We start from the raw sequence: 21,224 nt of genomic DNA, 5'->3' as shown, positions 1-21,224 counted from the left end.
AGTTAAAACTTCGTACACTAATAAAATGTAAGAGTTGTAGTTTAAGAGTAATTTGTTTTTTGCATTTTGCAAATCAAAATGAATATAAACATTTACAAAGCCCAAGTATCAATACTTTTAGTTAACGTTTGCGGCTTATCTAGCAGGTATCCCTGAGCTATATCGCAACCAAGTTGTTCTAATATTTGTAATTGCTCATTCTCTTCAATACCCTCTGCTACCGTTTGTAAACCCAATCGTTGAGCCATCGCAATAATTGCGCTACATAACGTAAAGTCTTCATTATTAGTTGCAATACCACTTACAAAACTGCGATCAATTTTTAAACCATCAATATCAAATTGACGAAGTAAACCTAAAGAGGCATACCCAGTGCCAAAATCATCAATCCACACCTTTACGCCTTCTTTATGGAAGTTTTCAAACGCCTTAGCTATTTTATCAGGACTATGAATGAGCGCTGTTTCCGTTAATTCGACTTTAATAGCCTGTGGTGGTATTTGGTGCTTTTCTAGCAAAGACATTACTTTTGAAAACACATCACCATCTAAGATTTGTACCGGTGAAATATTTAATGAAACAGCAATATCTGTCATACCAAACTGCCGCATATGTTTTAAATCAGACAAACATTGCTCAAAAATCCAGTCACCTAATTCTAAAATCATTCCCGATTGCTCTACATGAGGGATAAACTCATCAGGGCCAACAATGCCAAAGCGCGGTGATTGGCACCTTACTAGCGACTCAAAGCCGACCAGCTTTCCAGATCCCAATGATACAAGCGGTTGATAAACCATTTTAAAATAATTATTTTGCATTGAATCAGACATGATTCTCTCTAACTCATGCCATCTTGCTAGATTGACTGGTTTTTCCGATTCTAGGTATTTAAACGCACTCATGATTTTGCTCCGGTTTCACTATTAGTGACTTATTATATTAAAGAGCAATTTACAGGCCATTTTAAATACAAAAAAACAGAAATAAAAACCAATATATTCAAGTAGTTAAATTAGAAGATTAAATGGCTTTACTTCTCCCATTTCATTCGCATTTTGCAATTCAGTTTGCAATGCAGCTAAATTGGTAAGTGAGCGCTTAATCGAGCTTATAAAACACAGATAAGCCAGTTAATAGATACTGACCAAAGCTAATATTAGCAATTGTATATGAGAAAAGAGAAAGCTTTGATAAAACCCTGTTTAGGTTAAGCACCATCTAAATTTAAGAACATATAAATAATTTTATGGGGAGGGATTAAAAAATTAAATTGGTGGTAGGAACATAAAAAAACGCAGGCAACTATGAATAGTTACCTGCGCAAAAGTCTCTAGTTTGGAAGAGTGTCGTTATTTTCGTTTTTAGAAGCAGTTACATGTTGTGCATAGTTGGTATTTTGCGAGTCAAACGTATTACTCATCAACTGCGCGTTTTCAACATCAGCCTGTGTAAAAGTAATTGGCTGAATATCTGCCAGCGGTTCAATCGAATCGCTACCTCGTAAAACTGTTATACCTATTACTAAAGTGGCAACAAGCAAAATTGACAAAACCATAATTTCAGGTGTTAGTACCCAATTGTTACCTTTAGGCTGTTGTTTGGCTTTTGTGTTTGTTTGCATATTGCACCCCTTAAATATTTAACTAAATTCGTCTTGATTTGATATTTAATATATTGCGAAAGTCGTGCCAACCAGATAACAACTTTACAAAAAAGTAAAAACCTTACAAAATCATGTCGTTAAAATAAATTAAAGGTATGATTGAGTATTTAAATAAAGTTCATAACATTTTATTTTTATTTTGAATTGCAATTTGCGAATCAAATTAAAAAAACACACTAAAAACACTCATTAATTACTAAAAAATAAATTTAACTTACCCCTAAAATACTAGGTCAATTTCTCCGTTTATCAAGTTTTATGCAACACAAACACACTTTTTATATTGTCTGTTGATCTTTGGTGATTAAAATTCGTTCAAACTACAAGCGGTTTAATCCCAGCGCGAGGTTTATAACCCAGCGGGCTCGGTAACAGCTCTTGCGTTACCCTACTAACTTAAATCGATGTAAGAATAAGTAAAACCGAGCAAAGCTTCTGCGTCCTGCTCACGCCCCTTAACTACATCCATGTTGGCAACAAAGAGTAAATAGCCCCTAGGAAGATCCCTTTGGGCAGCGCCTGTTTGGCATTAATGCTACGTTATCGCCCATTTATGGAAAATAACCACACTGCTACAAATTTAACCCTAAACGTTTAACAAACCCTAGCCTTCATTGCTCAACTCAGCTTTTCCCACACTTGCGCTAAACGAGAGAGCTTTAAATGTTTAGATTCAATAACCTGCTCTGGGGCATATTTATCAAGTAATAAATAAAGTGTCTCACTTACAATTGGCTTAGCTAAATAGTCATTCATCCCCGCGTCTATAAATCGCTCTTTATCACCATGAATCGCATTTGCAGTGAGTGCTATTATAGGAGTGGTTATACCTAACTTTCTGATTGCTTTAGTTGCAGAAATCCCATCGAGTATTGGCATTTGGATATCCATAAAAATAATATCAATTTCACCGCTTTGCGCCTTTATTATTGCCTCTTGACCATCACTAACAATATGCACACGACAACCTTTTTGCTCTAAAAACTGCCGAATTACAATTTGATTATTCGTATTATCTTCAGCAACCAATACCTTGGTTCCGCTTAACTGAGTTAACCCTAAGGGGCTTTCTAAAGTTTCTTTTTGCTCACGATTGGTAAATATAATATCCAAATGAAACAACTGCTCTTCTAATAAACTAATTGCCCGTAGTACATGCGATACTTTATAAGGGCCATTTAACCTAAGCTCTCTGTCGTTAATATTTTGCGGTAATAAGCTTTTACCTAGCAAATCTAGGATGAGTAAACACGGTGAATTAAGGGAGTTGTATGTATTTATACGCTCGCGTGTTTGGGCTAACATTTGAGGATCAGTTAGTACAATTGCATCAGGAAAACTATCGTACTTGGGTATATCTGGGCATACTTCGTAGTGTTCAAAAGTGATAGAAAACCGAGTGAGCGTATGCTCCAAGGCTGTTTTTAGAATTTCGTGATTTCCTACTATCCATACTTTTGGCTTTTTACTTCGTGCTGCAAACCCTTCTCTTAAAATTGAGTCAGTTGTGTCTATTTGCAGCGGGTAATTAACTATAAACTCGCTTCCTTTATTAAACTCAGAACTAACCGAAATATCTCCACCTACTACATCACAAATTTGCCTACATATCGCAAGCCCTAAGCCACTGCCACCATGCTTTCGAGTAATTGAATTATCGGATTGAATAAAAGGCATAAACATACTGTCAATTTTATTTTTTGCAATTCCCATACCCGTGTCTTTTACAGATAAATAAAGGTTTAAATTATTACCTTCAATATGAGTGCACTTAACAGTAACCGTTATTACACCATGTTGAGTGAACTTAATCGCATTGGCTAATAAATTTATGACTATTTGTCTTATACGGGCATGATCACCAATTACTTGAGCTGGTACATCAGGATAAAAATCAAAAATAACCTCAAGCCCTTTTTGTAAAGCGCTTTGGGAAATTATATCTATTGCTTCTTCAATACACGTATCAATACTAAATGGCTGATTATTGAGTGTTATGGCTTGTGCTTCAAAACGTGAGTACGTTAATACATCGTCCAATACACTTAATAGCGCGTCAGAACTTGTTTTAATCATTTGTGTATAGCGCATTTGTTCAGAAGTTAAACCGGTATGATGCAAAATATCTGCAGATCCAATAACAGCATTTAATGGCGTGCGAATTTCATGACTAATATTTGCCATGAATCGGCTTTTTGACTCCGCTAGGGTTTCTGCCTGATGTTTAGCTTCAAGTAATATTTGCTCGCTTTCAATACGCTCTTGTATATCCACAAGTGTCGCGGCAATTGATGATAAATCACTTTCGTAGCCACCAACAATTGGAGTAAGTGTAATTTCGACCCAGTTATTTATACCTTGTGCATTAATTAAACGTATATCAAAGCGACGTATATCACGCTTACCTTGTTTATAATCAAGCAAAGTGCTACTAATTTTTTCTACATCTTCTTTTGCTATAAACTTAATTATAGGTAAGCCAAGGCTCTCATCTACCCTGCTGTGTAACACTCGCTGCCATGCTTGATTTATAAATAATAGATTACCAAATGTATCTAGGCGTAAAACAATATCAGGGATATTATCAACCACAGAGTGGTAATTATATTCTATCTCTGCCATTGCTTGTTCGGCTTTAACTCGCTGCGTAATATTAGTTTCTATAGCGATAAAGTGCTTTACTTGGCCTTCATCATCTCGCACTGGGTTTGCATCAATAGCAACCCAATAAATATTACCGTTTTTATCATAATTTGTAGTTTCAACTTGAAAAGGAAGTCCATTTTTTACGGCATGAGACATGACCTTACGGCTTTTTTCACATGTTTTTGGCCCTTGCAGTAATTGACCAGGACTGGTGCCTATAACCTCATCACAGGCGTAACCTGTAAGTACTTCAAAACTATTGTTAACCCACTCAATTACGCCAAATTTATCTGTAATTATCACTAAGTTATTTGTATGGCTCGCAACAAGCGATAAGCGTTTTACATATTTTTGCTGTTGTGTAAGCAAAAGTTGTGAGTCTTTATGACGTTGAATGTCATAGAGTGAACCTATAAAACCGCTTTTTTCATCATAAACTAGCCTCAACTCAAACCAGTTTAAGAGTCCGAGACTATTTTTTATTTGTATTTCTACACTAGGAGTCTGCTTTCCTTCAAGCAAACAACAACTGTATGCAACAAAATGCATAATATCATCGCAATTCATTAACTTAGTGATATTAGAACCAATTAATGAATCGCTTGAGTAACCTAGTTTCTTCTCCCATGCTTCGTTAATATAGGTAAGATTTAAATGTTTATCACACTCAAAAATACATTCATCTAAAATAGCTAATAGCTTTGCTTGACGTCGATTACTATTGGAGAGCTTTTCGACCAATGCATATTGGATTTGCACTTGTAGTTCATCGTTGTTATCCATGCTCTCTCCAATGCTTAATAAAAGTTTTACTATCACAAACTCGCGCATAAAGAGGAAAAACCTCTTCACAGTAAAAAGTTTGTTCAAAAGGAGTGCGACTCGATGTACAGTCACTTAAAATAGTGACGTTAAAACCAAGTTCAACAGCCGTTCGCGCAGTTGAGTCAATACAAATAGAAGTCACCGTACCGGCTAAAATTACATTAGTGACACCATGTTCTTTGAGCTTTTGCGCTAGAGCAGTATGTGTAAAAGCATTTAAACCTCTTTTCCCAGGCACCACTTCTATAACATTGCTAAAAAAATCTAGCTGCTCAATGGTTTGAGCGCCGTACGAACCTGCTTTAAATGCGCCCACATCAGCAATAGCTTTTAATATGCCAATCGGATTTTTAAGCTCACTGTAGTTTTGTGTAAAATGAATGGGTGTATTAACAACTAACGCAAATTGCTCTGCACAGGCGGCCAATAAAGAGAGTGTATTTTCTACCACGCCAGTAATTCTTGACGACTCTTCAACCACGTCATACAAAATACCTTTTGGTGAAAAGTAATCATTTTGAAAACCAATCAAAATAAGCGCTGTTTTAGAAAAGTCATGCATCATTGCCACCTTATTAACCAATTTAAGACGCTAATTGCCAAGGTTTAATAAACTTTTCGAGCACTGCTTTGGTCACTGGTTTTTGTAAATAGTGCGTAATACCTTTTTCAAATAACTCAGCTATCTGCTCATCCCCTGTTAGCCCCGTTAAAATAACTTTGGGTGTATTATTATTAGGGGTATTTTGACGCACCAATTGCTGTGCGACGTCACTGCCAAACATTCCTGGCATGCGCTCATCTAAGAGCAATAAATCAAATGGTTCATTTTGAGCAAGCGTTAAAGCACTAGCGCCATTTTCTGCACATGTTACTAAGCAGCCCAGCATTTCGAGCATCACTTTTGTTGCAATTTGGCTTGGTAAGCTATCATCCGCCACTAATACAGATAAACGTGTTTGCGTATGAAATGTTGTTAAAATGGTAATGAGATCAGTATCAAAAAATGGCCAACCTAATATTTTTTTAGATAGTTTGTTCTCTTGGCTCAGGTCACTAATGTCGCTAATAGTGCATAACTTTATGTGTCTATTTATGCTGTCACCATTTAGTTTATCAGTTAGCGCGTCACCACTAAGGTGACGTAAATCCTCAATCTGTACCGTTTCCTTAAAAGTGCTATTGAATAATTTAAAATTTAAGCCAAAGCGCTCATGGGTATTATCCGATGTTATTAAACAACTTTTAAATAACGCCTCACAATCAGTTAGAACGTCTATATTTTGACTAATATCTAGTGCCAAACTAACAGACTCTTTTGTTGCTAAAAGCCCATGAAAATCCAGCGTGCTTACTTGCTCAGAATCATCAATCTGGTAATGAAGACTAACCCCTTGTATATTTGCTTCTAGGTTAAGTAAAAAGCTCTGCTTAACAAATGCTAGCGCTGGAATCAGAAATTCCTCGCATTGCGCAATCATTTGCTCAAGAGGGATTTGCAAACAAACGTAGTTACATTGCAACTTATTAATTAAAGTAACTGAAAAATTTCGATTTTGGGTTTCACAATATTTACCGATTACCCCTTGGATAATTTCTAAAACGTGACTATTAATATTCATAAAGTATTCTCGTTAACCCAATGTATACCTCTTAATCATCAAGTTATGTGCCACAAATTAATTCTTGTAAACACACTTGCATTCATATACTTAAGTATTAGACAGACAGCGCTTTAGTTTCTCATTCGCATTTTGCAAATCATATTGCTATGCAATATATGATTTATGGTTTTTATTAGAATGGTGTAATCGATTTTTTTTTGCTTTAAATAATTTTTCAATCATTTAAACTGATTTTAATCAAATTGAGGAGAAAGCTATGTTAACTGTAATTTTTGGCCGTGAAGGTTGTCCATATTGTGTTCGTGCAAAAGATGTTGCGCAGCAACTATCAAATGAACGTGATGACTTTAAATTTCGCTACATCGATATAATTAAAGAAGGCATTAGTAAAGCCGACCTTGAAAAGTCAGCTGGTAAACCTTGCCCTACCGTTCCACAAATTTTTGTGGATCAAAATCACATCGGTGGATTTACAGAATTTGAAGCTTACGCAAAAGAAAACCTAGGCTTGTACAAATAAGCGTTGTATTAAATATGTTAACCAGTTTAACAAACCCCAAATTAAACTGGTTAAATTTCGACCAACATCAAACACATAGAAATTAGTTTCAATTTATACAAGCATTTGCCTCGCGAATCCTATATAATGCGCGCCTCTTTAAATTCGTTGAGGCGTATTAATGTCAGAACCAGTCACGTTTGAATCTCTAAATCTTTCTCCTGCAATTTTGAAGGCAGTTGAAGAGTTGGGTTACAAGACACCATCTGAAATCCAAGCTCAATGTATACCGTTATTGCTAGAAAGAAAGGACGTACTGGGACTAGCTCAAACGGGTACAGGTAAAACCGCAGCATTTGCACTGCCATTACTAAATAATATTGACCCGTCTGTGAAACAGCCACAGATCCTTGTACTCACACCAACACGTGAGCTTGCGATCCAAGTTGCTGAGGCATTCGAACAATATGCTAAACATGTTCGTGGTATTGAAGTATTGGCACTCTATGGTGGCCAAAGCTACAGTATCCAATTAAGCGCACTTCGTCGTGGCGCTCAGGTTATTGTTGCAACTCCAGGTCGTTTAATCGATCACATTAACCGTGGCACTATCAAGTTTGATGCTCTACAAGCACTTGTACTTGATGAAGCCGATGAAATGTTACGTATGGGCTTTATCGATGATGTAGAAAGCATCATGGAAAAAACACCGCGCGAAAAGCAAACATGTCTTTTCTCTGCGACTATGCCTAAGCAAATTCAAAACATCAGCAGCAAGTATATGAACAATCCTGAACAGGTTCATATTTCTGCGCGTAACTCGACAGTATCATCTGTTGAGCAAGTGTTTTGGAATGCAAGCGTACATAAAAATAAAGCAATTGTTCGCTTCTTAGAAGCTGAGCAATATGAAGGTGCTATTGTTTTCGTACGTACGCGTAACGATACAGTACAACTTGCTGAGTTATTAGAGCGCGAAGGTTTCTCTGCTGCTCCACTTAACGGTGACATGAACCAGCAAGCACGTGAACGCACTGTAGATCGCTTAAAAAGTGGCATGCTAAACATTGTTATTGCAACAGATGTAGCGGCACGTGGTCTAGATGTTGACCGTTTAAGCTTAGTTATCAACTACGATATCCCACAAGATTCTGAAGCCTACGTTCACCGTATCGGCCGTACAGGTCGTGCTGGTCGTACTGGTAAAGCAATCTTATTCGTAAAACATAACGAACGTTATTTACTTAAAAATATCATTCGTCATACGAAGTCTGAAATTGCTCAAGTTGAATTACCTACAGCAAAAATTGTTGAAGAAAAACGTATCGAAGCGTTACAAGCAAAATTAACTATTGCGCTTGAAAACAAAGACATCACGTTCTTCAATGAAGTAGCTACTAACATGGCTGAAAAACTTGACCTTCCTCTTGAAAGCTTAGCGGGTGCGTTACTGTGTTTAGCACAGCAACAGTCGCCAATTAAAGTTGAAGAAGTTAAGATTCAACCTCGTGAACGTAACGAGCGTAACGACCGCAATTCACGCAACGATCGTGGTGACCGTGGACGTCGTAACGAACGTGGCGGCGAACGTGGTGGAGAGCGCGCTGAGCGTAAACCTCGCGAACGTAACAGCCGTGATGCAGGTCCTATGGATACGTACCGTATCGAAGTAGGTCGTGAACATGGTGTTCAGGTTAAAAATATTGTTGGCGCTATCGCTAACGAAGCTGACATCTCAAGCAAGTTTATTGGTGATATTCGTCTACACGACAATCACAGCACGGTTCAATTACCGCAAAACATGCCTAAAGATGTACTTGATCACTTCCAAAAAGTGTTTATTTGTAAACGCCCTATGGGCTTAACAATTACAACTGATCAAGGCCCTGCTGAACCACGTGGCGAACGCTCTGAGCGTCAAGCTGGTGATAAGAAACGCAGCTTTAATAAAGATGACGGCGCACGCGGTGATAAGCGCAGCGGTCCTCGTAAAGAACGTCGCCCTGTAAGCTTCACAGCTAAATAAGCAACGACTCTTTAATAAAAAAACCTTGCCACGAAAGTGACAAGGTTTTTTTGTTTTTAAGCTGCTGCTACAATGAAAACAAAGTAAACTTTCGCGTCAATTCAATAGCGGCTTGAGATAGTTTTTTTAGCCTGAGTTCGGGTTGCTTAATGCCTATAAATACATTTCTCTGATTTTTAAAATAACAAAAATTCTGTAAACTAGACAAAGGCTATAGTTCACGGACGAATTAAAAATTGAAAAAGATTTACGACAACTTGCTCTTTGTAGCAATAGTACTCCCCATTTTATTATGCATCACTATACCTATTTTAATGGACTTTACAGATCCACCATTCATCTCAAATGAACTATACGGCGTTGTTTTCTTTATAACCCTCCCTATTATCTGTTGTGCACTATTTATCTATTTAAATATACTTATTTTCAATAAATATAAACGCTGCAGTAAATATAGAGAATCACTTAAATATAATTTCTCAGATACTAAAATAAAATTAGCATCCATTTTTATGTACCCATTATCCCCTTTATTAATCTATGGAATACTCTATATTTTTATCTCTGATCCTATTAAATTATGGGCTTACTACACGCAAGGCGACTATTGGTATAAAGAATACATCCTGACCGATGTACAAGAGTGTGGCACTGAGTATGAAGATAGCTGTACTCGTTTATACTTCAAAGACCCTAAAACGAATAAGATTCATGATTTTAGGTGGTATGACGATAAGTCTACAATAATGAACAACAAAAATGATTATGTGTATATTGTTGGAGAGGCCAGCTTATTTGGCTATATAGTGAGAGATTTAGAAAGGTAACTTAGACTTACTTTTACATTACAGGACTTTTATTTAAAAACCTCACTCAATTGAGTGAGGTTCATAAAGGTTTAGGCTAAGGCAATGCTGGATAAATGTAGCTAGCATCTAAACCTAAAGGAATACCAAGTGCCCAATAACCTAGCAAGAAAATACTCCAGCCAATCATAAAGGCGATTGAGTACGGCAGCATAATAGCAATTAAAGTGCCTATACCGGTGCCTTTGACATACTTTTGACAGTACACCACCACCAATGGGAAGTATGGCATTAACGGTGTAATAATATTAGAGCTTGAGTCACCTACACGATAAGCGGCTTGAGTTAAGTCTGGCGAAATACCAAGTTGCATTAACATCGGTACAAAAATGGGGCCAAGTAACGCCCATTTTGCTGAACTTGAACCTACAAACAAGTTAACAAAGCCAGTTAAAAAGATAATGCCTACAACCGTTACTGCACTTGGCAATTCCATCGCCTTTAATAACTGCGCACCTTCAATTGCGAGCAGTGCACCTAAATTTGATTTACTAAATGCAGCAATAAATAGCGAACAGAAAAACGCCATGACTATATAATATGCCATGCCGCTCATCGCTTTACTCATTGCATCAATCATATCTTTTGAAGTTTTAAAGGTACCTACCGTAAAACCATATACAGTGCCTGGGATCCAAAAAAGTAAAAATATTAGTGGTACAATTGATTGCATTAAAGGAGAGCTAAAATTAGTAAGGGATCCATCACTACTGCGCATTGCAGAATCGTCTGGAGCAGAGACAAATGCTAATAACGCAAGTCCTGCAATCATCACGGTACTGGCTATATAAAAGGCACGTTTTTCATCACTACGTGCATCTTCAAATACAGGTAAATCCTCTTTAGCACCATCAACTGCTGTTTTTTGTAAACGTGGTTCAATAATTTTATCGGTAATGTACCAGCCTAATGCCACAATAAATAAGCTAGATGCTGAAGCAAATGCCCAGTTATTTAACGGGTTAATTGTTATTGCAGGATTAATTATTTGCGCCGCACTTTGGGTAAAGCTTTGTAGCAATGGGTCGATACCCGATGGAATAAAGTTAGCCCCAAAACCACCACTGACTCCTGCAAATGCAGCTGCAATACCCGCAAGCGGATGGCGTCCTGCTGCATAAAATATAACACCGGCAAGTGGAATAACTAATACATAACCTGCGTCAGTAGCGGTATGGCTCACAATGGCCACTAAAATGATTGAAGGCGTTAATAGCTTTTTAGGAGTAACTTTAAGCATTAACTTAAGGCCGGTATTAATAAATCCCGAATGCTCTGCAACACCGACACCTAACATAGCTACTAAAACGACACCTAAGGGAGCAAAGCCAGTAAAGGTTTTTACCATAGAGGATAAAAAAGTAGCGAGCGAATCACTTGCCAGCATATTATTAATAATAATCGCTTCACCGGTACGTGGATCTATTGCATCAAAGCTTACGCCTGAAAACCACCACGACAAAAACCAAATTAATAACATTGCAAACAGAAATATTACGGCTGGATCTGGAAGCTTATTGCCAACCCGCTCAACAAAATTTAAAAAACGCGCAACAACCCCTGAAGGTAAAGCGTCTTGATTATTATTCATTCTTATCGTTCCTAAAATTTATTTTTAGTAACAATATCGCATAAAAACAAAACAGTAAATTAACATGGAAATCTGCTTTGAAAGTTTTGGGCACAAAAAAACACGATAGTGATAAACAAATCGTGTTTTTTGTATCACTTACTTTTAAGCGAGGGCTTTAACTTCTTCCCACAAGCGTGCAACTAATGTCTTATCTTCTTCGTTAAGCTCACCATTACGATACGCTTTAACTAAGCTCTGCTCTACAGTTTCGTTTAGTTCATCTATACTGATTGTCAGCTTTTCTACTTCGGCATAACCAACTGCAAGATCAAAATGACCTCGTAAATAGCCGCCTGCAAATAACTCATCGTCAGTTGCTTTTATTACTAAATCATCGAAGTACTGCTGGGCTGCATCGATATAGTTCACTAAACTCATTTATTAATCTCCTGGTTTTGCAAAGCACCTGTATTTTCAAGGTTTTGGTGCCCTACTGCATACATAATATGGTCGTTAAATCCTGTGGTTACTTTAATATAACCCGTTAATTCATCATCTAATTCGCCATCGCCGGTGTCACAAATAAGGGGGCGGCTATTAAGCGCTTGTAGTTTTGTTTTTGTTGCTACTACAATAATGTTTTCTTTACCAATTGCACGTATAAGCGCAGGGCTCAATTGCTGATTACCACGGCCAAAAATATGCCCTTGCCCGCCAATGAGCGTAATGACTAACTTAGTACTTTGATCATGTGTAAGCTCAAGTAATTGCTTAGCCGTTAAATCTTGAGCAACTAAGGTTTGATCTTTTATTAAATCAACACCAAGTAACGTATTTTCAAGTCCCATCTCTTCCATGATGGCTTCAACCGTTGAGCCGCTACCCATTATATAAAATGTGTCTTCATCCATTTGCGATACAACATGCGCAGCAATGTCGGCAAGTACGAGCTCGTCGGTTTCTTTACCGCCATTTTTAACCGCTTGCATATAGCGTACTTCGCTAGGTGTTTGCATTTCGCCGTAGCGTTTGGCTTTTACTGTGCCTTGCCTGAAAGCATCTTCATCTATATCCATTACATCTGCATCGGCTAAGGTAACTAACTCACCCTTAACCAGCATTTCGACTACGCGCCCTGCAGCCTTTGGCGTGATAGCGTAAACACCAGAATGAATTTTACAACCTGCGGGAATACCAAGTACGGGAATGGTATCCTCTATTGCATGGCAAATGTTACGTGCTGTACCGTCGCCTCCGGCAAATAAGACTAAATCAACACCAGAGTTTTTAAGTATTTTTGCGGCTTGTTCTGTGTCATCTGGGGTTGTTATTGTTGAAGTGTTATATACAACCTCTACATTAAAGCCCAAAGCTTTTGCTGTTTGCTCACCCATGTCACCGTTAACAGTGTAAATAGTTAAGCGTTCTTTATAAGGTAATAGCACCTCAAGCGCTGCTTTTGTTCGGCTATTTGCTTTTGGCTCTGCACCTAATTCAATTGCTTTAGCGGCTGTGTGCGCGCCATCACTGCCTTTTAAGGCAACTGTGCCGCCTAAACCTGCTACAGGGTTTACAATTAAGCCTAATTTAAACGCCATTACAAAGCTCCTTTGGATGTTGCCAATTAAATTGCTGCGCTGTTAATGGCCACGGTGTATTGTAAAAATCACACAGTGCTTTTAAAAGTGACTCTGTACGAGAGTTAAAGCCATTTTCGATTAGCGATAATACCCGTGCATATACTCGCTGCTGAAAATCAAACCGACACGTTTGCTCGCCGTTTAAATTATCCACCGACACATTAAAATTAAACCCTGCTGCGGTGCTTAATAACCACTCTATAGCTTGGGGCTTTATTTCTACCTTTTCAAACTCAGCTTGTTTTTGTTTGTCGCGCCCGTCTGGGCAGTACCAATAGCCGTAATCTTCTAATAACCGACGTGCATCACCGGCCACCAGCCAGTGTGCTATTTCATGTAATGCACTGGCATAAAAACCATGCGCAAATACAACTTGGTGATATGGCACCTGCTCTGTTGCTGGTAAATACACAGGCTCACAATCGCCTTTTATCAGTCGTGTATTGTGACTTTGATAAAAAGTGCGCTCAAAAATTGAAATTAGATCAGCTATTTGATGCATAAAAATTGATTAATTCGTCTCGGTTACAGCGCCATATTAGCGCACTAAAAACGAGACGAATTGTACGGGCTTTTACAACTAAAGTAAAAATAAGGCGGGATAGTAAAATATAAGCGGATTAATCTTTCACTTTATTGATATTTTTAATAATACCTAAACAGTAAAGCGTATTGGCAAGTTCTTTACGCTGTGTTTTTTCACTTGAGGTTTTATTGGCTAAGCTAGTTAACATATCGTACCGTTTACGTAGAGTTAGTATATATCTGGCATGCTTACGGCATTCAAAACAACGTGTACAGTGTGAATCGACCCAAAAATCAAGTACCTCAAACCAATATTGCTGCTCTTGAGCAAAAAAAATAAATGCCTTAGAGCAACTTTCGCACTTCTCTTCAATATCAACATAAAGTGCCCGAGGGTCAATGGCATAGTTTTGCTTTTTTATATCTGCCAATATTACCGTATCAGGGAAGTATTTAAGCCTCGAGTAACGCCAGTGCGCATTCTCTATCGCCTCTATTGTCACTGAGGTATTGGTAGTTATCGGTTTATTGCCATACCTTGGGTGATTTAGATACATGAGCTGCCTAGTTTAAACTTATGATTTTAAGGCATAGAACATGCCATATGAAAAACAATAATTATACAGGCGTTCCTGCTTCATCACACTCTACAATATCGGTTTCGGTTAATGCCTGAGTGATCCATGCTTGCAATACGGGGCAACGCATAACAAAGTCACAATATTGTTGCGCCTCTGGCGATAACGTAATTTGATATGTTTTTAAACGCAATACAATAGGTACGTACATGGCATCAGCAATACTAAAGTCACCAAAAAACCACTCATTTGGAAACACATCTTGTTGCTGTGCAAATATCTCGTCTATACGGGCTATGTCTTTTAATGCTTCGCTCGATAGGTCTACTTTACGGGTAGCTCTTATATTCATTGGCATTTCGCTGCGCAGCGCCATAAAGCCTGAATGCATTTCAGCGCTTAGCGCACGCGCTTTAGCTCTTTGGGTAATATATTTTGGCCATGCAGCGCCCGATAAGTAAGCATCGTTAATATATTCACAAATTGCTAGTGAATCCCATACCTGTAAATCGCCATCAATTAACGCTGGGACTTTTTGCACAGCAAAGGTCTTTTTTAGTTCATTGTAAAAATCAGGGGTGTCGAGTACCAGCTGGGTTTCACTAAACTCAACATCAAATTTACTCATTAAATACCATGCGCGTAATGACCAGCTAGAGTAGTTTTTATTACCGATGAATAATTGCATATTGTAAATACCAAAGTGAATAGACGCTCCTACCTTACTAGGTGATTAAACAACCAACAACATTTTGTTTAAAGTCTCTTTGCTAACGGTTACTTAAAGCTATTAATTACTCACTTAACTGCTTGTTTAAATGTTTTTTCAATAGTTGAGTATTACGCGTGTTAGCTTTAAAAAACGCATCAAATATATCGCCAAAAAATGGCACTAAGCCGCCCACAAAATCTATGAGCATATTAATGATCATCTTAGTCTTTATACGTTTACTCACACCTAAACGCTGCGCTTCTATCAGCACATAGCTTGATAAAATTAGCCCTGCGGCATCACCTATTACAGGGATTAAACCAATCACCGCCTCCAAACCTATATTAAATTTAGTAAAAGGAATACCAATGCTGCTATCCGTTAACTTACTGAAACGTTCTAAGCGGGCTATTGCAGCTTGGGCTTTTATTTGTGAGTGTTCATTAATATTATCGTTCATGATTACTACCCTCCTTCTTGCAGTATATAGGGCTTACTTGAACAACTCCTGAAAGGCTTTAAACTAAATTACAGACATAAAAAAACGCGGTAATCCGCGTTTTTTATAATTATAAATACTTACACTGAGCCGTTAATTGGCCCGTGCTGATGATTTACATGCGGATTTTGTCCGCGTTGACGCAGTAAGTGGTCCATTAAGGTAATGGCCATCATTGCCTCAGCAATCGGGATTGCACGAATGCCCACACACGGATCGTGACGACCTTTAGTGATCATCTCTACCGCTTCGTTGCTTGTATTAATACTGTTACCTGGGATGGTAATGCTCGACGTTGGTTTTAGCGCAATAGAAGCAATAATATCTTGCCCTGTCGAAATACCCGCAAGTACGCCACCTGCATGATTTGATGTAAAACCTTCAGGGGTTAGCTCGTCACGATGCTCAGAGCCTTTTTGCTCAACTACGTCAAAGCCATCACCAATTTCAACGCCTTTAACTGCGTTAATACTCATTAATGAGTGTGCAAGTTCAGCGTCAAGGCGGTCAAATACTGGCTCACCAAGACCAACAGGTACATTGCTTGCCACTACTTTTACTTTAGCGCCAACTGAGTCACCTTGCTTTTTAAGGTCACGCATATATTCGTCAAGCGCTTCAAGCTTACTTGCATCAGGGAAGAAGAATAAGTTATTTTCCACTTCATCCCAGTCAAACGTTTCCGCCTTGATAGGACCAAGCTGACTTAAACATGCTTTAACTTCAATACCATGAAATTGCTTTAAGTATTTTTTAGCAATAGCACCTGCCGCTACGCGTATCGCGGTTTCGCGTGCAGATGAACGACCGCCACCGCGATAATCGCGCAAGCCGTACTTATGCCAATACGTGTAATCGCCATGACCTGGGCGAAATACATCTTTAATTTTGCCGTAATCTTGCGAGCGTTGATCGGTATTTTCAATCAATAAACCAATGCTGGTACCTGTGGTTTTACCTTCAAAAACGCCTGCTAATATTTTTATTTGATCGCTTTCACGGCGCTGCGTTGTGTAACGGCTTTGGCCTGGTTTTCGGCGATCTAAATCAATTTGTAAGTCGGCCTCTGTGATTTCAAGACCTGCGGGAGTACCATCAACAACGCCGCCTAATGCAACGCCGTGGCTCTCACCAAAGGTGGACACTTTAAATAACTGCCCAATGCTATTACCTGCCATTAACTTTCCTCATTCCTAATGACTACCAATAGCCAAGCACAGGGCTTGGCTATTCATTTTTTACTTATTTTGCAAAATACTCATCTAGCTGCTTTTTGCTAATTACAAATACACCTAAGCCGCCTTGTTCAAATTCAATCCATTCAAACGGCGCACCCGGATACAGTGCATCCATATGTACCATAGAGTTACCAACTTCTACAAATAACAAACCGTTATCAGTTAGATGTTCACTCGCTTCGCTCAATATAGTACGGGTTACATCTAAACCATCGTGGCCTGATGCAAGCCCAAGCTCTGGCTCATGATGAAATTCGCGTGGTAAGTCAGCCATATCTTCTGCATCAACATATGGTGGGTTTGCTACTATTAGGTCGTATTTTTGACCTGGTACACCGCTAAATACATCTGACTGAATCGGTAACACGCGATCACTCAACATGTAATCGTTAATGTTAATGTCTGTCACTTCAAGCGCTTCATACGATATATCTACCGCATCAACTTGTGCCTGCTCAAAAGCTTGCGCAAGTGCAATTGCGATACAACCCGAACCCGTACATAAATCTAATATACGGTTTACCGATTGTGGATCTTCAAGCCACGGCGTAAAGCGGTTACTAATAAGCTCGGCAAATGGTGAGCGAGGTATAAGTACACGTTCATCAACATAAAACGGCATACCCGCAAACCATGCAATGTTTGTTAAGTAAGGTACTGGTGTGCAGTCGTTAATACGTTCTGCAATAAGACCCGCAAGTCGGTTTTTTTCTGTGCTTGTTAAACGCGCGTGCATTAATTCTTTTGGCGCATCAACAGGCAAGCTAAGCGCAGGCAGTAATAAGCTTACAGCTTCATCCCATGCGTTATCTGTACCGTGTCCAAAAAATATACTACTACTTGCAAATTGGCTTGTAGTCCAACGTAACCAGTCATGTAAAGTTGACAGTTCTGCAACGGCTTCTTCGAGTGTTGCTTCTTCTATTTGTAAATCGCTCATATATTTTTACCTGTATTAGCTTACTGACTGTTTTGAGTCTTTAAGACGATTGCATTGCCTATCTGCGCTGGGCAAATTACAATTGCCCCTCATTTAAGTATTGTACCGCCTTTTGCGCTGCGTTTTTACGTTTTTTTGTTTAGGTAATAGTTATGAAAAAAGACACTCCATCACATTCGTCCCTAAGCAATGACGACATAAGCTTATTTCGTCAAACGATCACAGGCGCCAAAGTATTTAAACAAGATACTCATCGTTTTGATACAAAGCCTAAGGTGTCACAAGCTAAGCAATTTGCCCAGCAAAAAAAGCAGGCTCAATCTGAATTTTTCTTCTCAGACGTTTATATTCCCGATATAGACACCCACGGTACGGTTAAATATGTAAAACCTGGCCAAGATACTTTCCTAGCTAAACAGCTTCGCCGTGGTGACTTTGCACCCGATTTGACGCTAGATTTACACGGCTTAAATAAAGAACTTGCTAAAGACGAACTCGCTGGGCTCATTCACGAATGTAAAAAGCAGCATTATTATTGTGCATGTGTAGTGCATGGTATTGGTGGCGGCGTACTAAAGCACAAAGTGCCTCAGTACTTAGTACAACACCCTGACGTAATAGCTATGCACCAAGCCCCTCTCGAATATGGTGGAAGAGGCGCTGTACTCATACTAATTAATTTACCGCAAAGTGATGAATTTAGACGCTAACTTTAGCTATTACCAGGATGTAACTACGTGCATATTTTTTCAATTATTTTTCCGCTCATTTTTATTGTTGCGCTTGGTTATAGCTGTTGCCGATTAAAATTTTTCGACAAGCAGCATATCGCAGGCCTGAGTAAGTTTACTTTTTATATTAGTTTGCCTGCTTTTTTATTATTAAATATGTCGCAAATTAACTTACAGCAAAGTATTAGCCTTTTTGCATTTTTGAGCTTTTACATACCTGTTTTGAGTGTATTTGGGGTGGGTATATTAATTGATCGCTTTTATTTAAGTAAAAAACATTTAAAAAACTACCAACAACACGGTGTATTTGGACTTGCTTCTAGCTATTCAAATATGGTGTTAGTGGGTATTCCTATTGTTATTGCCTCGCTTGGCAAAGAAATGATAGCCATTGCATTTATGATCATTACTTTTCATAGCACATTGTTATTTGCACTTACATTTTTAATAGGCGCTAAAGGTAGCAGCGATAAATTTTCGTGGTCGCACTTTGGAAAAAGTATGGTGTTAAACCCAATAGTACTGAGTATTGGATGCGGGCTTATATTAAACATATTAGGAGTTACACTGTTTACCGACTTAGCAAATAGTTTGGAGCTATTAGCTAAACCAGCAATTGCCTGTGCGCTATTTGTACTTGGTGCAAATTTAGCTTTTTATAAAATAGCTGCAAATTGGCAACCGGCGTTAATAGCATCAGTTTTAAAAATATTTTTATTGCCTGCGTTAGTTTTATTGGTAGGCACTTATGTATTTAAGCTAGACACGCAAATACTTAATGTATTGGTACTTTTAAGTGCGTCCCCTGTTGGCGTAAATGCTTATCTTATTGCGACTCAAATAAAGCAGCATGAAGCCACGCTTGCTGGGGCTGTCGTACTTTCTACTATCTTAAGTGTTATTAGCTTTACGTTTTGGCTAGCTTTATTACTTTAGCTTACAAACCGCCGGCTACATCAACAAAGCTACCCGTTGTAAAAGAAGCGTGCTCTGAAGCTAAAAAGTAAATTGCTGCAGCAACCTCTTCGGGTGTACCGCCTCTGCCAAGGGGTAGTTTACTTTTAAGACGATCGACTCGATTTTCTTCACCGCCATCGCTATGCATATCAGTGTAAATAAGCCCAGGTCTGACCGAGTTAACTCGAATACCTTTACTTGCCACCTCTTTTGCCAAGCCAATAGTAAATGTGTCCATTGCACCTTTAGATGCTGCATAATCAATGTACTCATTAGGAGAGCCCGTTTTAGCGGCCCCCGATGAAACATTAACAATACTACCACTATTTCCCATTCGCTTTATTGCCTCACGGCTACATAAAAAAGCACTGGTAATATTTGTAGTCAAAACTTCGTTTATGCGCTCAGCACTCATTCCTAACAAAGGCATTTGTGGTTTTAAAATACCGGCGTTATTTATTAGTACATCAAGTTGACCAAAGACTTTATCTATATGCATAAATAAAGCTAAAACGTCAGCCTCTAGTGACACGTCACCTTGAATTACTTCAGCCTCAACTCCTAATTGCTTTACTTTTTCTGCCACCAATATTGCACTAGCTAAATCAGCTTTATAATTAATGCAAACATCATAACCATGCTTTGCAAAATATAGTGCGGTAGCTGCGCCAATACCTCGGCTAGAGCCTGTGATAAGTACAACGGGGGAGCGATTCATTAAAGCTATTATTCTTTTAAAGCTGCGACTACTGAAATTTCAACAAGTAGTGCATCACGTGCCATTTTAGCTTCCACGCAGGCACGTGCTGGTGCATAACCCTCGGGTACCCATACATCCCATACTGCATTCATATCAGCAAAGTATTCCATGCTCTTTACATAAATAGTCGCGCTAAGCATGTGTTCTTTTGAACTCCCTGCTTCATCAAGCAGCGCCTCTACTTTATCAAGCATAGTTTGAGTTTGCTCTTTAATACCTTTTTGCGCGTCGGCGCATACCTGCCCACATAAATACACAGTGCCATTATGTTTTACTATGCGGCTCATGCGCGCACCTGTTTGTAAGCGTTCTATCGTCATATTACTTTTCTCAATTATTTAAAGGTTTTCTGGGGCATTTATACTTATATAACTACTACGCTGGGTTTGCTCATCATAACTAATAACAGCAACAGCACCTGTATTAAAAATTGGCATATTACCAGGGCTTAATTGATCCACTAAATAACTTACAATAGGCATGTGTGCCACTATAAGCCATGTATTGCATTGGGGATGAGTAGCAATAAGCGTTTCAAGATAGTCAGCAGCAATTTGAGGTTTGCCTTCGGGGATAATATCGGACGTGGTTTCGCTAAATTTAAATACGTTATTTTTAGCCACACCTGCAGCTGTTTGCTGTGCACGAATGTAAGGACTAACTAACAGTGCATCAGGACAATGTGCTTTACTGAGCCAAAGGCCCATTTTTTCAGCTTCATCGTGCCCTGCTTGGGTTAAATTTCTACCTGCATCATCAGCCTGCATGGGTGTTGCTTCGCCGTGGCGCATTATTAGGATTGTTTTCATAAAAAATCAACCGATTAAAGAATATAAAACAGTAGGGGCTGTTGATCTTTGTAGTACATATATCAATCAGCCCACATTGGTAGCCACATCATAGTAAATGCTAAAGCGA

At 38.6% G+C, this 21,224-nt stretch carries 22 protein-coding genes; 5 read left to right on the top strand and 17 right to left on the bottom strand.

The genetic code is table 11. The features are described from left to right. Positions 1-92: 92 nt before the first annotated feature. The 5 genes from I6E69_RS19850 to I6E69_RS19830 form a co-directional block, all read right to left on the bottom strand. On the bottom strand, positions 93-833 hold the full coding sequence (locus I6E69_RS19850) for a bifunctional diguanylate cyclase/phosphodiesterase (protein WP_039489281.1): 741 nt from the start codon (positions 831-833) through the stop codon (positions 93-95). A 500-nt stretch (positions 834-1,333) separates the two neighbouring features. Continuing rightward, on the bottom strand, positions 1,334-1,624 hold the full coding sequence (locus I6E69_RS19845; RefSeq protein ID WP_039489278.1) for a hypothetical protein: 291 nt from the start codon (positions 1,622-1,624) through the stop codon (positions 1,334-1,336). Positions 1,625-2,284: 660 nt separating this feature from the next. Continuing rightward, positions 2,285-5,095 (bottom strand): PAS domain-containing hybrid sensor histidine kinase/response regulator, encoded by a 2,811-nt coding sequence (locus I6E69_RS19840; RefSeq protein ID WP_197122086.1) that lies wholly within the window; start codon positions 5,093-5,095, stop codon positions 2,285-2,287. After that, a complete protein-coding gene (locus I6E69_RS19835; protein WP_231619836.1) occupies positions 5,088-5,702 on the bottom strand; it encodes an isochorismatase family cysteine hydrolase in 615 nt (204 codons plus the stop codon). The genes I6E69_RS19840 and I6E69_RS19835 overlap by 8 nt, the downstream gene beginning before the upstream one ends. A gap of 19 nt (positions 5,703-5,721) precedes the next feature. Continuing rightward, positions 5,722-6,759 (bottom strand): response regulator, encoded by a 1,038-nt coding sequence (locus I6E69_RS19830; RefSeq protein ID WP_231619835.1) that lies wholly within the window; start codon positions 6,757-6,759, stop codon positions 5,722-5,724. 259 nt (positions 6,760-7,018) lie between these two features. On the opposite strand from I6E69_RS19830, the gene I6E69_RS19825 reads away from it, so the two are divergent. The 3 genes from I6E69_RS19825 (at position 7,019) to I6E69_RS19815 (ending at position 10,114) form a co-directional block, all read left to right on the top strand. Then, on the top strand, positions 7,019-7,282 hold the full coding sequence (locus tag I6E69_RS19825) for a GrxA family glutaredoxin (RefSeq protein ID WP_024605333.1): 264 nt from the start codon (positions 7,019-7,021) through the stop codon (positions 7,280-7,282). A gap of 160 nt (positions 7,283-7,442) precedes the next feature. After that, positions 7,443-9,287, top strand: a complete 1,845-nt coding sequence (locus I6E69_RS19820) for a DEAD/DEAH box helicase (RefSeq protein WP_197122084.1) — start codon at positions 7,443-7,445, stop codon at positions 9,285-9,287. A 236-nt stretch (positions 9,288-9,523) separates the two neighbouring features. Then, the gene (locus tag I6E69_RS19815) at positions 9,524-10,114 is read left to right on the top strand and encodes a hypothetical protein (RefSeq protein ID WP_193226092.1); all 591 of its coding nucleotides are present in this window, start codon (positions 9,524-9,526) and stop codon (positions 10,112-10,114) included. 76 nt (positions 10,115-10,190) lie between these two features. Here I6E69_RS19815 and I6E69_RS19810 read toward each other — a convergent pair whose 3' ends face one another. From I6E69_RS19810 to prmB, 9 genes are all read right to left on the bottom strand, one after another. Next, on the bottom strand, positions 10,191-11,744 hold the full coding sequence (locus I6E69_RS19810; RefSeq protein ID WP_039489264.1) for an AbgT family transporter: 1,554 nt from the start codon (positions 11,742-11,744) through the stop codon (positions 10,191-10,193). Between the two features lie 144 nt (positions 11,745-11,888). Next, positions 11,889-12,164, bottom strand: coding sequence for a YfcL family protein (locus I6E69_RS19805; RefSeq protein WP_002962183.1), 276 nt, complete (start codon positions 12,162-12,164; stop codon positions 11,889-11,891). Further along, complete coding sequence (locus tag I6E69_RS19800) at positions 12,161-13,324, bottom strand: ATP-NAD kinase family protein (protein ID WP_197122081.1); 1,164 nt, start codon at positions 13,322-13,324, stop codon at positions 12,161-12,163. Before I6E69_RS19800 ends, I6E69_RS19805 begins: the two co-directional genes overlap by 4 nt. Continuing rightward, entirely contained in the window at positions 13,314-13,868 is a 555-nt protein-coding gene (locus I6E69_RS19795; protein WP_197122078.1) for an elongation factor P hydroxylase, read from the bottom strand. Before I6E69_RS19795 ends, I6E69_RS19800 begins: the two co-directional genes overlap by 11 nt. A 118-nt stretch (positions 13,869-13,986) precedes the next feature. Next, positions 13,987-14,448, bottom strand: coding sequence for a zinc-ribbon domain containing protein (locus tag I6E69_RS19790; protein ID WP_167334961.1), 462 nt, complete (start codon positions 14,446-14,448; stop codon positions 13,987-13,989). Positions 14,449-14,509: 61 nt separating this feature from the next. Beyond that, entirely contained in the window at positions 14,510-15,157 is a 648-nt protein-coding gene (locus I6E69_RS19785; RefSeq protein WP_039489255.1) for a glutathione S-transferase family protein, read from the bottom strand. Positions 15,158-15,263: 106 nt separating this feature from the next. Next, the gene (locus I6E69_RS19780) at positions 15,264-15,641 is read right to left on the bottom strand and encodes a DUF4112 domain-containing protein (protein WP_024591638.1); all 378 of its coding nucleotides are present in this window, start codon (positions 15,639-15,641) and stop codon (positions 15,264-15,266) included. A gap of 119 nt (positions 15,642-15,760) precedes the next feature. Continuing rightward, a complete protein-coding gene (gene aroC, locus I6E69_RS19775) occupies positions 15,761-16,858 on the bottom strand; it encodes a chorismate synthase (protein ID WP_002962170.1) in 1,098 nt (365 codons plus the stop codon). Between the two features lie 64 nt (positions 16,859-16,922). Continuing rightward, a complete protein-coding gene (prmB, locus tag I6E69_RS19770) occupies positions 16,923-17,858 on the bottom strand; it encodes a 50S ribosomal protein L3 N(5)-glutamine methyltransferase (RefSeq protein ID WP_182673897.1) in 936 nt (311 codons plus the stop codon). 152 nt (positions 17,859-18,010) lie between these two features. On the opposite strand from prmB, the gene smrB reads away from it, so the two are divergent. After that, positions 18,011-18,568 (top strand): endonuclease SmrB, encoded by a 558-nt coding sequence (smrB, locus tag I6E69_RS19765; protein ID WP_007377742.1) that lies wholly within the window; start codon positions 18,011-18,013, stop codon positions 18,566-18,568. A gap of 27 nt (positions 18,569-18,595) precedes the next feature. Next, complete coding sequence (locus tag I6E69_RS19760) at positions 18,596-19,525, top strand: AEC family transporter (RefSeq protein ID WP_138489420.1); 930 nt, start codon at positions 18,596-18,598, stop codon at positions 19,523-19,525. Position 19,526: 1 nt separating this feature from the next. On the opposite strand, the gene I6E69_RS19755 is transcribed toward I6E69_RS19760, so the two are convergent. From I6E69_RS19755 to sixA, 3 genes are read right to left on the bottom strand one after another with little or no spacing between them, the layout of a single operon-like run. Further along, positions 19,527-20,264 carry an SDR family oxidoreductase gene (locus I6E69_RS19755; RefSeq protein ID WP_039489246.1) on the bottom strand — a complete coding sequence of 246 codons (738 nt, stop codon included), beginning with the start codon at positions 20,262-20,264 and terminating at the stop codon, positions 19,527-19,529. A gap of 8 nt (positions 20,265-20,272) precedes the next feature. Further along, positions 20,273-20,626: a RidA family protein gene (locus I6E69_RS19750; protein ID WP_197122074.1), complete on the bottom strand. Its 354-nt coding sequence runs from the start codon at positions 20,624-20,626 to the stop codon at positions 20,273-20,275. Positions 20,627-20,644: 18 nt separating this feature from the next. Then, positions 20,645-21,115 carry a phosphohistidine phosphatase SixA gene (sixA, locus tag I6E69_RS19745; protein ID WP_024593905.1) on the bottom strand — a complete coding sequence of 157 codons (471 nt, stop codon included), beginning with the start codon at positions 21,113-21,115 and terminating at the stop codon, positions 20,645-20,647. Positions 21,116-21,224: the final 109 nt, after the last annotated feature.

This window comes from Pseudoalteromonas sp. NZS100 (assembly GCF_015864815.1).
Taxonomy (GTDB): Bacteria; Pseudomonadota; Gammaproteobacteria; order Enterobacterales; family Alteromonadaceae; genus Pseudoalteromonas; species Pseudoalteromonas distincta.
Note: the sequence above shows the minus strand (reverse complement) of the source record. Positions and strands in the feature narration are given on the sequence as shown.